The sequence below is a fragment of the Streptomyces sp. NPDC051041 genome (assembly GCF_044456065.1).
GTDB classification, from domain to species: Bacteria; Actinomycetota; Actinomycetes; order Streptomycetales; family Streptomycetaceae; genus Streptomyces; species Streptomyces glaucus.
On record NZ_JBITFM010000013.1, the window covers coordinates 1 to 12,405 of the forward strand.

Here is a 12,405-nt window from a genome sequence, read left to right on the forward strand (position 1 = left end):
CGACTCTATCAGATCCTTTTCCGATCCGATTTCCTCGGCGCCTTCCCGGTTCCCGCTTCCGCGTTTCCCTTTCCGGCGGTTCCGACTTTATCAGAGATTCTGAGTCGGAATTTCCCTCCCTCCGGGAGCCGTTCCGACGCACGAGGTGGTCGGGTGCCCGTCCGGGAGGAGTTGTAAACGTACTGGAGCGGGGCGCCCCGATGCAAATCGCGACGCCCCGCTCCAGGTTCACGCGGCGTGGGGTCCGACGGACCCGTCAGACCTCCACGACCACAGGGAGGATCATCGGCCTGCGTCGGTACGTGTCCGAGACCCACTTGCCCAGGGTCCTGCGCACCAGCTGCTGGAGCTGGTGGGGCTCGACGATGCCCTCCTGGGCCGAACGTTCGAGGGATTCCGTGATCTTGGGAACCACCTCGCCGAAGGCCGAGTCCTCGATGCCCGAGCCGCGGGCCTGGATGTGCGGCCCGCCCGTGATCTTGCCGGTGGACGAGTCGATGACGACGAAGACCGAGATGATTCCCTCGTCGCCGAGGATCTTGCGATCCTTCAGCGCCGGCTCGCCCACGTCGCCGACCGAGAGGCCGTCGACGTACACGTATCCCGCCTGGACCTTGCCGGAGATCTTCGCCTTGCCCTCGACGAGGTCGACGGCGACGCCGTCCTCGGCGATGACGATGCGGTCGTGCGGGACACCGGTGAGGGCACCCAGCTCGGCGTTGGCACGCAGGTGGCGCCACTCGCCGTGGACCGGCATCAGGTTCTTCGGGCGGCAGATGTTGTAGAAGTACAGCAGCTCGCCGGCCGAGGCGTGGCCCGAGACGTGGACCTTGGCGTTGCCCTTGTGGACCACGTTCGCGCCCCAGCGGGTCAGACCGTTGATCACGCGGTAGACCGCGTTCTCGTTGCCCGGGATGAGGGACGACGCCAGGATCACCGTGTCGCCCTCGACGATGCGGATCTGGTGGTCCCTGTTGGCCATGCGGGACAGGGCTGCCATCGGTTCGCCCTGGGAGCCCGTGCAGACCAGGACCACTTCGCTGTCGGGCAGGTCGTCGAGCGCCTTGACGTCCACCACCAGGCCCGGCGGGACCTTCAGGTAGCCCAGGTCCCTGGCGATGCCCATGTTGCGGACCATGGAGCGGCCGACGAAGGCGACCCGGCGACCGTACTCGTGCGCCGTGTCCAGGATCTGCTGGATGCGGTGGACGTGGCTGGCGAAGCTCGCCACGATGATCCGCTTGCGGGCGCCGGCGAAGACCTGGCGCAGGACGTTGGAGATGTCCCGCTCGTGCGGCGTGAAGCCGGGGACCTCGGCGTTCGTGGAGTCGGAGAGGAGGAGGTCGATGCCTTCCTCGCTCAGGCGCGCGAACGCGTGGAGGTCCGTGAGGCGGTTGTCCAGCGGGAGCTGGTCCATCTTGAAGTCGCCGGTGTGGACCACCATGCCCGCGGGGGTGCGGACGGCCACGGCCAGCGCGTCGGGGATGGAGTGGTTGACCGCGACGAACTCGCAGTCGAAGGGGCCGATGCGCTCGCGGTCCCCCTCCGCCACCTCCAGGGTGTAGGGGCGGATGCGGTGCTCCTGGAGCTTGGCCTCGATGAGGGCGAGGGTCAGCTTGGAGCCGATCAGCGGGATGTCCGCCTTCTCCCGGAGGAGGTAGGGGACGCCGCCGATGTGGTCCTCGTGGCCATGGGTGAGGACGATGCCCTCGATGTCGTCGAGGCGGTCCCGGATGGACGAGAAGTCCGGCAGGATCAGGTCGATTCCGGGCTGCTCCTCCTCGGGGAAGAGCACTCCGCAGTCGACGATCAGCAGGCGGCCGCCGTACTCGAAGACCGTCATGTTCCGGCCGATCTCGCCGAGGCCACCGAGCGGGGTGATCCGCAGGCCGCCCTCGGGGAGGGGCGGCGGCGGGCCGAGTTCAGGATGCGGATGACTCAAAAGACTCTCCTCACCACACACGCCACGTACCGGTAGGGCACGTGGCGCGCATGACGTTCGTGCAGAAGCAGTTGTCGGATGGGTGCAGGCACCGGTGGCCTGCCTATTCAGTTGTGGAGCCTGCGTGCGCGAGCAGTCGCGCGAAGTCTGTTGTCAGAGCTGTACCCCGCCGGCGGCGAGATCGAGCTTGAGCTGCTCGATCTCTTCCGGCGTGCACTGCACCATGGGGGCGCGCAGCGGGCCGGCGGGCAGGCCCTTCAGGGCGAGCGCCGCCTTCGCGGTCATCACGCCCTGGGTGCGGAACATACCCGTGTAGACCGGCAGCAGCCTCTGGTGGATCTCGGTGGCCTTCTGGACCTCGCCCGCGGTGTACGCCTCGGCCAGGGCGCGCAGCTCGGGGGTGACGACATGGCCGACGACCGAGACGAAGCCGACCGCGCCCACCGAGAGCAGGGGCAGGTTCAGCATGTCGTCGCCGGAGTACCAGGCGAGGCCGGAGCGGACGATGGCCCAGCTGGCTCGGCCGAGGTCGCCCTTGGCGTCCTTGTTGGCGACGATCCGCGGGTGCTCGGCGAGGCGGACGATCGTCTCCGTGGTGATCGGGACGCCGCTGCGGCCGGGGATGTCGTAGAGCATGACCGGCAGCTCGGTGGCGTCGGCGACGGCCTTGAAGTGCTGGTAGAGGCCCTCCTGCGGGGGCTTGTTGTAGTAGGGGGTGACCACCAGGAGACCGTGCGCGCCGGCCTTCTCCGCGGCGCGGGCGAGCTCGACGCTGTGGTGGGTGTCGTTGGTGCCGACGCCGGCCACGACGTGGGCGCGGTCGCCGACCGCCTCCAGGACCGCTCGTACGAGATCCGATTTCTCCGCGTCGGTGGTGGTGGGGGACTCGCCGGTGGTGCCGTTGACGACCAGGCCGTCGTTGCCTGCGTCCACCAGGTGCGCGGCGAGCCGCTGCGCGCCGTCGAGGTCGAGTGCGCCGTCCGCCGTGAAGGGCGTGACCATGGCGGTGAGGACCCTCCCGAAGGGGGTCTGCGGAGTGGAGGTCGGAGCCATGGTTACACGCTACTCGCTGCTCAGGGTGGGGTCTGCCCTCGGGGCGGGCGACCAGTCGTGACACAGGGGGAGCCCGGCACTGCCTGCTCGGGGGTTCAAGCAGTGCCGGACCCGTTTGATCAGGCTAGATGAACTTCTCCAAATGCCGCAATACGGACACTTCGCGAGGTTGATCCGCCCCTCCGCGCCCAGCGGGGGAACAGGGGTGCGTCACGGCGCCACGCGGCCGTTCGCGTTGAAGGCCGCGTGGGTGAGCGGCATGAGCCTGGCCCACTCGGCCTCCATCTTCTCGCCGACCATCTCGATCTCCCGCTGCGGGAAGGAGGGGACCTTCGCCAGCTCGTGCCGGGTGCGCAGGCCGAGGAAGTGCATCAGCGAGCGGGCGTTGCAGGTGGCGTACATCGAGGAGTAGAGGCCGACGGGGAGGACCGAGCGGGCCACCTCGCGGGCGACGCCGGCGGCGAGCATCTCCTGGTAGGCCTCGTACGACTGCCGGTAGGAGTCCTCCATGACGCGGCCGACCAGCTCCTGCTGGGCCCGGGTGCCCTCGACGAACCTGTACTTGCCCGGGCGGCCCTCCTGGACCAGCTTGCGGGACTCGTCGGGGACGTAGAAGACCGGCTGCAGCTCGCGGTAGCGGCCCGACTCCTCGTTGTACGACCAGCCCACGCGGTGCCGCATGAACTCGCGGAAGACGAAGATCGGGGCGCTGATGAAGAAGGTCATCGAGTTGTGCTCGAAGGGGCTGCCGTGCCGGTCCCGCATCAGGTAGTTGATCAGGCCCTTGGAACGCTCGGGGTCCTTGTCCAGTTCGTCCAGGGACTGCTCGCCGATCGTCGAGACGCGGGCGGCGAACAGCACGTCCGCGTCGGACGCGGTGTGCTTGACCAGCTCGACGGTGACGTCGCTGCGGAAGCTGGGCTTGAGGTCGTCGGCGGGGGTGTCGGTCACGACGGGAACGGTCCTTCCATCACTTCTTCCGGGCACTTCTTCCGGGCGGCGAACACTCTACGGCCCGGCGCCGACACCGGGCGTTCGGTGCCGGGCCACGACATAGGGCGGCGAAGTTCTGCGAATTCGCGGAAAGCGGGCACCTTTCGGGGCGCCCGATCGTCTGTGCTGACGACAGTGATCAGTTCGAGTCCCGGAAGGAGACGCACCCTGATGTCCCGCCGGCGCGAACCCGTCCCGTTCGCCTTCCTCGCCGAAGCCGACAGGTTCCGCAGCAATGTCGCTCCCCCGCCCCGCGAGCGGGCGTCCCTCGGCCAGCTGGCCGGGCGCTGGCTGCTGGGACTGACGATCGTCGCCGCGCTCGCGGGGTCGTTGGTGCTCGGCATGCCGGCGCTGTCGCTCGACCCCTCCTCCCCGCAGACGCAGCAGTCCCAGGCCTCCGACGGGCGCTGAACCCGCAGGGCCCCCGCTGACGCCATCCGGCCCCCCTAGGGTGGTGACCGGGGACACAGGTCGGTAGCCTCACCGGGCACAGCCCACGCATGGAGCGAGTGAGGACCAGCCGTGCCCCTGCCCTTCCTGACGGCCGACCGCGCCTTCGACGCGGTGGACGACGTCGCGCTGCCGTACGACGACCGCGATCGCTGGCGGCGGCCCTACCGTCCGGGGCCGTGGCGGGTGGGCGTGGCGGCGCTGTTGCTGCTGCTCGCCTCGTTCGTGCTGGTCGCGGCGGCGCTCATCGCGGCGACGGGCACGCCGTCCGAGGGCGGCGTGATCCTCGGCATCGCGCTGGCCGTCATCGCCGTCGCCCTGCGGCTGCTGCGCGCGGGCGTGTGGGTGAGCGCGCGGGGGCTGCGGCGCACGGGCTTCCTCACGACGCGCACGACGCCCTGGGGCCAGGTGGCCGGCGTGCGGACGGTGCAGCAGCCGGTGCGCTGGCTCGGGCTGCCGCGCTCGGTGCAGGGACAGGCCCTGCACCTGGACCGGCGGGGTCGGGCCGCGGGCGCCGTACCACCGCTGCTGACCACGCACAACGCGGATTTCCTGGCACGAACGGAGGCGTTCGACCGGGCCGCCGACGCGGTGCGGGCGTGGGCCGAGGAGTACGGACGGCCCTGAGCACCGGCGGGCGGGGCCCGGTCCGTGCGTGGACCGGGCCCCGCCCGCTCGCGCGAAGAGGTCACCGCGAGGCGTCGTGCAGGGCGATCGCCCGCTGCATGGCCTTGCGGGCGCGCGGGGTGTCACGGGCGTCGTGGTAGGCGACGGCGAGCCGGAACCAGCTGCGCCAGTCGTCGGGCGCCGCCTCCGTCTCGGCCTTGCGCCGGGCGAAGACCTCGTCGGCCGAGTCGCGGTCGATACGGCCGCTGGGGGTGCGCTTCAGCTCGTCGACGGGCAGGCCGCCCTCGGCGTCCAGCTCGGCGGCGAGCCGGTTGGCCTTGCGGACGAACTGGGTGTTCTTCCACAGGAACCACAGGCCGATCACCGGCAGGATCAGCACCGCGACGCCGAAGGCGACGGTGAGGGGCGTACCGGTCTCGATGAGCAGCACGCCGCGGCTGCCGACCAGGACGAAGTAGACGACCAGGACGGCGGCCGTGACGGCGTAGGAGATCTTCGCGCGCATGGGGGTCAGGGGCTCAGTTCAGGTCCAGGAAGTGTTCCAGGCCGAAGGTGAGGCCGGGGGTTGTCACGATCCGGCGCACGCCCAGCAGGATGCCCGGCATGAAGCTGCTGTGGTGCAGGGAGTCGTGCCGGACGGTGAGGGTCTCGCCCTCGCCGCCGAGCAGCACCTCCTGGTGGGCGAGCAGGCCGCGCAGACGCACCGCGTGCACGGGGACGCCGTCGACGTCCGCGCCGCGGGCGCCGTCCAGGGCGGTGACCGTGGCGTCCGGGGCGGGGGCGGAGCCGGCCCGGCGACGGGCCTCGGCGATGAGCTGGGCGGTGCGCGTGGCGGTGCCGCTGGGGGCGTCCACCTTGTTCGGGTGGTGCAGCTCGACGACCTCGACGGACTCGAACCAGGGCGCGGCGATCTGCGCGAACTTCATGGTGAGCACGGCCCCGATGGAGAAGTTCGGCGCGATGAGCACGCCGGTCTGCGGGGACCGGCCGAGCCAGCCCTTCAGCTGCGCGAGGCGCTCGTCGGTCCAGCCCGTCGTGCCGACGACCGCGTGGATGCCGTGGCGTACGCAGAAGTCGAGGTTGCCCATGACCGAGGCGGGGGTGGTCAGCTCGACGGCGACCTGGGCGCCGGCCTCGGCCAGCGTCTCCAGCTTGTCGCCCCGGCCGAGGGCGGCGACGAGTTCCATGTCCTCGGCGGCCTCGACGGCCCGTACGGCTTCCGAGCCGATCCGGCCCCTGGCGCCGAGGACCGCCACGCGCAGCTTGCTCATCTCTTGTGCTTCCTTACCGGAGGGGTTAGGCGACGGCGTCGTGCAGCCGGGCCGCCTGCTTGTCCTTCAGCGGGCCGATGACCGACAGGGAGGGCCGCCGGCCGAGGACGTCGCGGGCGACGGAGCGGACGTCGTCCGGGGTGACCGAGGCTATCCGGGCCAGCATGTCGTCGACGGACATCTGCTCGCCCCAGCACAGCTCGCTCTTGCCGATGCGGTTCATCAGCGCGCCGGTGTCCTCCAGGCCGAGGACCGTGGAGCCCTGGAGCTGGCCGATGGCACGGCCGATCTCGTCGTCGGACAGGCCGTGCTCGGCGACGTGGTCGAGTTCGTCGCGGCAGATCTTCAGCACGTCGTGCACCTGGCTGGGACGGCAGCCCGCGTACACGCCGAACAGGCCGCAGTCGGCGAAGCCGGAGGTGTACGAGTACACGCTGTAGGCCAGGCCGCGCTTCTCGCGGACCTCCTGGAAGAGCCTGGACGACATCCCGCCGCCGAGGGCCGTGTTGAGCACGCCGAGGGCCCAGCGGCGCTCGTCCGTGCGGGACAGGCCCGGCATGCCGAGGACGACGTGCGCCTGCTCGGTCTTGCGGCCGATCAGCTCGACCCGGCCCGCGGTGCGGACGGTGCGGCTGCCGCCGCGCGGGGCGACGGGGGCGGCGCCCGGGTTCTTCAGGGCGCCGGCCTTCTCGAAGGCGGCGCGGACCTGCCGTACGACCTTGGTGTGGTCGATGTTGCCGGCGCACGCGACCACCAGGTGGGTGGGGTCGTAGTGCTTCTTGTAGAAGCGGCGGATGCGGTCGGCGGTGAGGGCGTTGACCGTGTCGACCGTGCCGAGGACCGGGCGGCCGAGGGGGTGGTCGCCGAACATCGTGTGCGCGAACAGGTCGTGCACGCAGTCGCCCGGGTCGTCCTCGGTCATCGCGATCTCCTCGAGGATCGCGCCGCGCTCGACGTCGACGTCCTCCTCGAGGATGAGGGAGCCCGTCAGCATGTCGCAGACGACGTCGATGGCCAGGGGCAGGTCGGTGTCGAGCACGCGCGCGTAGTAGCACGTGTACTCCTTGGCCGTGAACGCGTTCATCTCGCCGCCGACCGCGTCGATGGCGGAGGAGATGTCCAGCGCGCTCCGGCGCGACGTGCCCTTGAAGAGCAGGTGCTCCAGGTAGTGCGTGGCGCCGTTCAGGGACGGCGTCTCGTCGCGGGAGCCGACGTGCGCCCAGATGCCGAAGGTGGCGGAGCGGACCGAGGGCAGCGTCTCGGTGACGATCCGCAGACCGCCCGGGAGGGTGGTCTTGCGGACCGTGCCGATGCCGCCGGTGCCCTCGATGAGGGTTTGGGTACGGGCGACGGCCCGCGCCCCCGAGGAGGTGCGGGCCGTCGCCTTGGAGCCGCGGGACGTCACTGGTCGGCGTCGTCCTTCTTGATGTCGGAGCCGCTGTCGGACGCGGTTTCCTCGCCCTCGACCACCGGAATGAGGGAGAGCTTGCCGCGGGAGTCGATCTCGGCGATCTCGACCTGGACCTTCTGGCCCACACCGAGCACGTCCTCGACGTTCTCCACGCGCTTGCCGCCGGCCAGCTTGCGGATCTGCGAGATGTGCAGCAGACCGTCCTTGCCGGGCAGCAGGGAGACGAACGCGCCGAAGGTGGTCGTCTTGACGACCGTGCCGAGGTAGCGCTCGCCGACCTCGGGCATGGTCGGGTTGGCGATGGAGTTGATCGCCGTACGGGCGGCCTCCGCCGAGGGGCCGTCGGCGGCGCCGATGTAGATCGTGCCGTCGTCCTCGATGGTGATCTCGGCGCCCGTGTCCTCCTGGATCTGGTTGATCATCTTGCCCTTGGGGCCGATGACCTCGCCGATCTTGTCGACCGGGATCTTGACGGTGATGATCCGCGGAGCGTGCGGGGACATCTCGTCGGGCCGGTCGATGGCCTCCATCATCACGTCGAGGATGTGCAGGCGGGCGTCGCGGGCCTGCTTCAGCGCGGCGGCCAGGACGGAGGCCGGGATGCCGTCCAGCTTGGTGTCGAGCTGGAGGGCGGTCACGAAGTCCTTGGTGCCGGCGACCTTGAAGTCCATGTCGCCGAAGGCGTCCTCGGCGCCGAGGATGTCGGTCAGCGTGACGTAGTGCGTCTCGCCGTCGATCTCCTGGGAGATCAGGCCCATGGCGATGCCGGCGACCGGGGCCTTCAGCGGCACACCGGCGTTCAGCAGCGACATGGTGGAGGCGCAGACCGAGCCCATGGACGTCGAGCCGTTGGAGCCGAGGGCCTCGGAGACCTGACGGATCGCGTACGGGAACTCCTCGCGCGACGGCAGGACCGGGATCAGGGCGCGCTCGGCGAGGGCGCCGTGGCCGATCTCGCGGCGCTTCGGGGAGCCGACGCGGCCGGTCTCGCCGGTGGAGTACGGCGGGAAGTTGTAGTTGTGCATGTAGCGCTTGCGGGTCACCGGCGAGAGGGTGTCCAGCTGCTGCTCCATGCGGAGCATGTTGAGGGTGGTGACGCCCAGGATCTGGGTCTCGCCACGCTCGAACAGCGCGGAGCCGTGCACCCGCGGAATGGCCTCGACCTCGGCGGCGAGCGTACGGATGTCCGTGACGCCGCGGCCGTCGATGCGCTTCTTCTCCTTGATCACGCGCTCGCGGACCAGCTGCTTGGTGAGCGCGCGGTACGCGGCGGAGATCTCCTTCTCGCGGCCCTCGAACTCCGGCAGGAGCTTCTCGGCGGCGAGCTGCTTGACGCGGTCCAGCTCGGCCTCGCGCTCCTGCTTGCCGGCGATGGTGAGGGCCTGGGCGAGCTCGGGCCGGACGGCGGCGGTCAGCGCCTCGAAGACGTCGTCCTGGTAGTCCAGGAAGATCGGGAACTCGGCGGTCGGCTTGGCGGCCTTGGACGCGAGGTCCGACTGGGCCTTGCAGAGCACCTTGATGAAGGGCTTCGCGGCCTCCAGACCGGCGGCGACGACCTCCTCGGTGGGCGCCTCGGCCCCGCCCTCGACCAGCTTGATCGTCTTCTCGGTGGCCTCGGCCTCGACCATCATGATCGCGACGTCGCCGTCCTCCAGGACGCGGCCCGCGACGACCATGTCGAAGACGGCGTCCTCGAGCTCGGTGTGCGTCGGGAAGGCCACCCACTGGCCGCGGATCAGCGCGACGCGGACGCCGCCGATCGGGCCGGAGAAGGGCAGGCCGGCCAGCTGCGTGGACGCGGACGCGGCGTTGATCGCGACGACGTCGTACAGGTGGTCGGGGTTGAGGGCCATCACCGTGGCGACGACCTGGATCTCGTTGCGCAGGCCCTTCTTGAAGGACGGGCGCAGCGGGCGGTCGATCAGGCGGCAGGTGAGGATCGCGTCCTCGCTCGGCCGGCCCTCGCGGCGGAAGAAGCTGCCGGGGATCTTGCCGGCGGCGTACATCCGCTCCTCGACGTCGACCGTCAGCGGGAAGAAGTCGAGCTGGTCCTTGGGCTGCTTGGAGGCGGTGGTGGCCGACAGCACCATGGTGTCGTCGTCCAGGTACGCCACGGCGGAACCGGCGGCCTGCTTGGCCAGGCGGCCCGTCTCGAAACGGATGGTGCGGGTGCCGAAGGCGCCGTTGTCGATGACGGCCTCGGCGTAGTGGGTCTCGTTCTCCACTAGCGTTTTCTCCTCGTCCTCGTCCCTGGCTGCCCGTGTGGCAGGGGGACGGTGGCGGAGAAGCGCTCCGTCTGGTGCGGGCCGGTCTTCGATCGAAGCACCCGGGTTCACTCGCCCGGGGGCCACTACCGAGGACCGGCGGCGGCGAGGTGCGCTCCTCCTCGTTCGTCTTACGTGATGACGCCGTACCCACTATGGGCGGGTCGTATCACGCTGTGTCATGCATAGTGCATCGTGCTACCACACTACAAAGAGGCAGTGACAGTGCGCACGTACAGCAAAGGGAGCGGCTCCCGATCCCTGGGAACCGCTCCCTTCACGGCGTCTTACTTGGCGCCCGCCGCACCGCGGCGGATGCCGAGGCGGTCGACCAGCGTACGGAAACGCTGGATGTCCTTCTTGGCGAGGTACTGCAGCAGCCGGCGGCGCTGACCGACCAGGATCAGCAGGCCGCGGCGGGAGTGGTGGTCGTGCTTGTGGGTCTTGAGGTGCTCGGTCAGGTCGGAGATCCGACGGGACAGCAGAGCGACCTGGACCTCGGGGGAGCCGGTGTCACCCTCCTTGGTACCGAACTCGGCGATGATCTGCTTCTTCGTGGCGGCGTCGAGCGACACGCGTACTCCTCATGGTCTGTGAGTGGCCACCGAGTGCCCCCGGTCTTCTTCGCGGGGGGACTTCCACAACTCGGGAGGCGGGGATCCGCTGGGCGCGGCCTCCAGAGCAAAGGGCTCCGGGGGTGCGTACACGAACGGCCGTCACTCAGGGTACCAGCCCGGCCGGACGCGATCGTCCGAGGCCCGCTGCGGGTCAGCCCGTCAGGGAGCGCACGGTGGTCAGGACGCCCAGCGCGGCGAGGCACAGCGGGACCAGGGTGAGCAGGACGGCCGACTCGGCGAGGTCGAGGAAGCGGCCCCAGAAGGGGGACAGCCCCTTGCGGGGGACGATCAGACCGACCGCGGTGACCAGGGCGGCGCCGGCCGAGACCGCCGCCGTCAGCCAGATCGTGCGCGTGTCGAGCGCTCCCCGGTCGCCGTGCAGGACGAACTCGGTCAGGGCCTCGGCCGGCGGGTTCAGCGCCAGGCCGAGCAGCAGCAAGGCGACGGCGCCGATGCCCGCGACGAGGGTGCAGACCACCTGGGACGTGTAGCGGAACAGACGGGCGCGGATCAACATGGACAGACCGGTGGCCAGGGCCAGGAGCTGCCCCCAGAGGTTGTCCGAGAAACCGAGGACGGCCGCGGACCCCACGACGACGGCCGCGGTGCCGCCCACCAGGCCCAGCAGCATCTCGTGGCCGCGCCTGGCCTGGGCGGCGATGCGCTCGGCGTCGAGGGCCTCGGTGTCGGGGCCGTGCGCGGGGTCCGGGTCGAGGTCGTCGTGGGCGGCGGAACGCGGGGACGCGTAGCCGATGGGCAGCCGGGCGAAGCGCGCGGACAGGCCCGGGAGGAAGGCGACCGCGCCGATCGCGCAGGGGGCGCACACCGCCGCGGCGGCGGTGGCGGACGCCTCGGCGGCGATCGCCACGAAGGCGGCCAGGGTGCCCACCGCCGCCAGGAAGGTGGCCGCCACGAAGGGCGCGTCCGCGCCGGGAGCGCACGCGACCAGGGCCACCGAGGCCACCAGGACGGCCACGCAGCCCAGCATGAACTGCAGCTTGCCCGGCCCCTGCCCGGCCGCGGGGGCGACGATCCCGGACCCCGCGATCAGCAGCAGCGGCAGCGCCCCCAACCCGAGGGCGACGGCCGAGCCCCGGTCGCCGTAGACCCGTGCGCGCACGCCGGCGAAGGCGGTCAGCAGCACGCCCAGGCCGCCCGCGACGACGCCCGGCAGGCCGTGCATGTCGTGGCGCACCGGATCGGCGAACCACAGGACGAATCCGAGCAGCAGCAGAAGCAGGGCGCCCGCGGTCAGCCCCGCCACGCGCAACAGGTCGTCGCTCCACAGGTGCCGGTCGCGCACGACCGCGGAGGCGACCGCGTCCGACACGTCGTCGTGGACGGCGGGCGGCAGGGACTCCGCGAACGGGCGCAGGCCGAGCACCTCGCCGTCCAGGACCCGCTCGTCGGCGAGCGTGCGGGCGCCGTCGAGGACCCGGCCGTCACGGCGCACCAGGTGGTACCCCGTGGGGCTGCCGACCGGCTGGGTCTGCCCCGTCAGCCGCAGGATCTCCGGATAGACGTCGGCCACGGGGATGTCCACCGGGAGCGCCACGTCGATACGGCTGTCGGGCGCCACGACAGTGACTCGGCAGAACCCGGTCGCCGTGGTCGTACTCACCTTCACTGACCCCCTGCTTCGCGGATGCGTACGCTGCGGGGCGCCACCCTACCGACAAGCGCCGTCGGTGATGACACGTAGGATCACCAGGAAGCGGAGGACGACCGTCACCACGGGGGTGCCGGTGCGCAACCGATCGTCCGTACAGGGGGATTG

At 70.7% G+C, this 12,405-nt stretch carries 11 protein-coding genes; 2 read left to right on the plus strand and 9 right to left on the minus strand.

Going from position 1 to position 12,405, the window contains the following annotated elements:
- Window positions 1–256: 256 nt before the first annotated feature.
- The 3 genes from ACIBAI_RS20210 to thyX all read right to left on the minus strand — a co-directional run bounded on the left by ACIBAI_RS20210 (window position 257) and on the right by thyX (window position 3,946).
- Window positions 257–1,942 carry a ribonuclease J gene (locus tag ACIBAI_RS20210; protein ID WP_399036050.1) on the minus strand — a complete coding sequence of 562 codons (1,686 nt, stop codon included), beginning with the start codon at window positions 1,940–1,942 and terminating at the stop codon, window positions 257–259.
- A gap of 153 nt (window positions 1,943–2,095) precedes the next feature.
- Window positions 2,096–2,995, minus strand: a complete 900-nt coding sequence (gene dapA, locus ACIBAI_RS20215) for a 4-hydroxy-tetrahydrodipicolinate synthase (RefSeq protein ID WP_399036052.1) — start codon at window positions 2,993–2,995, stop codon at window positions 2,096–2,098.
- Window positions 2,996–3,205: 210 nt separating this feature from the next.
- A complete protein-coding gene (gene thyX, locus ACIBAI_RS20220) occupies window positions 3,206–3,946 on the minus strand; it encodes an FAD-dependent thymidylate synthase (RefSeq protein WP_344608387.1) in 741 nt (246 codons plus the stop codon).
- 213 nt (window positions 3,947–4,159) lie between these two features.
- Between thyX and ACIBAI_RS20225 the strand changes: the two genes are divergently transcribed.
- Entirely contained in the window at window positions 4,160–4,399 is a 240-nt protein-coding gene (locus ACIBAI_RS20225) for a hypothetical protein (protein ID WP_399036054.1), read from the plus strand.
- 111 nt (window positions 4,400–4,510) lie between these two features.
- The gene (locus tag ACIBAI_RS20230) at window positions 4,511–5,065 is read left to right on the plus strand and encodes a hypothetical protein (protein WP_399036056.1); all 555 of its coding nucleotides are present in this window, start codon (window positions 4,511–4,513) and stop codon (window positions 5,063–5,065) included.
- A gap of 61 nt (window positions 5,066–5,126) precedes the next feature.
- On the opposite strand, the gene ACIBAI_RS20235 is transcribed toward ACIBAI_RS20230, so the two are convergent.
- From ACIBAI_RS20235 to eccD, 6 genes are all read right to left on the minus strand, one after another.
- The gene (locus ACIBAI_RS20235; protein ID WP_399036059.1) at window positions 5,127–5,570 is read right to left on the minus strand and encodes a hypothetical protein; all 444 of its coding nucleotides are present in this window, start codon (window positions 5,568–5,570) and stop codon (window positions 5,127–5,129) included.
- A 13-nt stretch (window positions 5,571–5,583) separates the two neighbouring features.
- Window positions 5,584–6,336, minus strand: coding sequence for a 4-hydroxy-tetrahydrodipicolinate reductase (gene dapB / locus ACIBAI_RS20240; RefSeq protein WP_399036061.1), 753 nt, complete (start codon window positions 6,334–6,336; stop codon window positions 5,584–5,586).
- Between the two features lie 25 nt (window positions 6,337–6,361).
- Window positions 6,362–7,741 carry a M16 family metallopeptidase gene (locus ACIBAI_RS20245; protein WP_399036063.1) on the minus strand — a complete coding sequence of 460 codons (1,380 nt, stop codon included), beginning with the start codon at window positions 7,739–7,741 and terminating at the stop codon, window positions 6,362–6,364.
- Window positions 7,738–9,972, minus strand: a complete 2,235-nt coding sequence (locus tag ACIBAI_RS20250; protein ID WP_399036066.1) for a polyribonucleotide nucleotidyltransferase — start codon at window positions 9,970–9,972, stop codon at window positions 7,738–7,740. The genes ACIBAI_RS20245 and ACIBAI_RS20250 overlap by 4 nt, the downstream gene beginning before the upstream one ends.
- A 326-nt stretch (window positions 9,973–10,298) precedes the next feature.
- A complete protein-coding gene (gene rpsO, locus ACIBAI_RS20255; RefSeq protein WP_030619140.1) occupies window positions 10,299–10,586 on the minus strand; it encodes a 30S ribosomal protein S15 in 288 nt (95 codons plus the stop codon).
- Window positions 10,587–10,779: 193 nt separating this feature from the next.
- Window positions 10,780–12,249, minus strand: a complete 1,470-nt coding sequence (gene eccD / locus ACIBAI_RS20260) for a type VII secretion integral membrane protein EccD (protein ID WP_399036068.1) — start codon at window positions 12,247–12,249, stop codon at window positions 10,780–10,782.
- Window positions 12,250–12,405 lie beyond the last annotated feature (156 nt).

What these genes read in the sequence shown, in the direction of transcription:
- dapA (WP_399036052.1), bottom strand. Translation starts at nt 2,995, where the DNA reads ATGGCTCCGACCTCCACTCCGCAGACCCCCTTCGGGAGGGTCCTCACC.
- ACIBAI_RS20225 (WP_399036054.1), top strand. Translation starts at nt 4,160, where the DNA reads ATGTCCCGCCGGCGCGAACCCGTCCCGTTCGCCTTCCTCGCCGAAGCC.
- ACIBAI_RS20235 (WP_399036059.1), bottom strand. Translation starts at nt 5,570, where the DNA reads ATGCGCGCGAAGATCTCCTACGCCGTCACGGCCGCCGTCCTGGTCGTC.
- dapB (WP_399036061.1), bottom strand. Translation starts at nt 6,336, where the DNA reads ATGAGCAAGCTGCGCGTGGCGGTCCTCGGCGCCAGGGGCCGGATCGGC.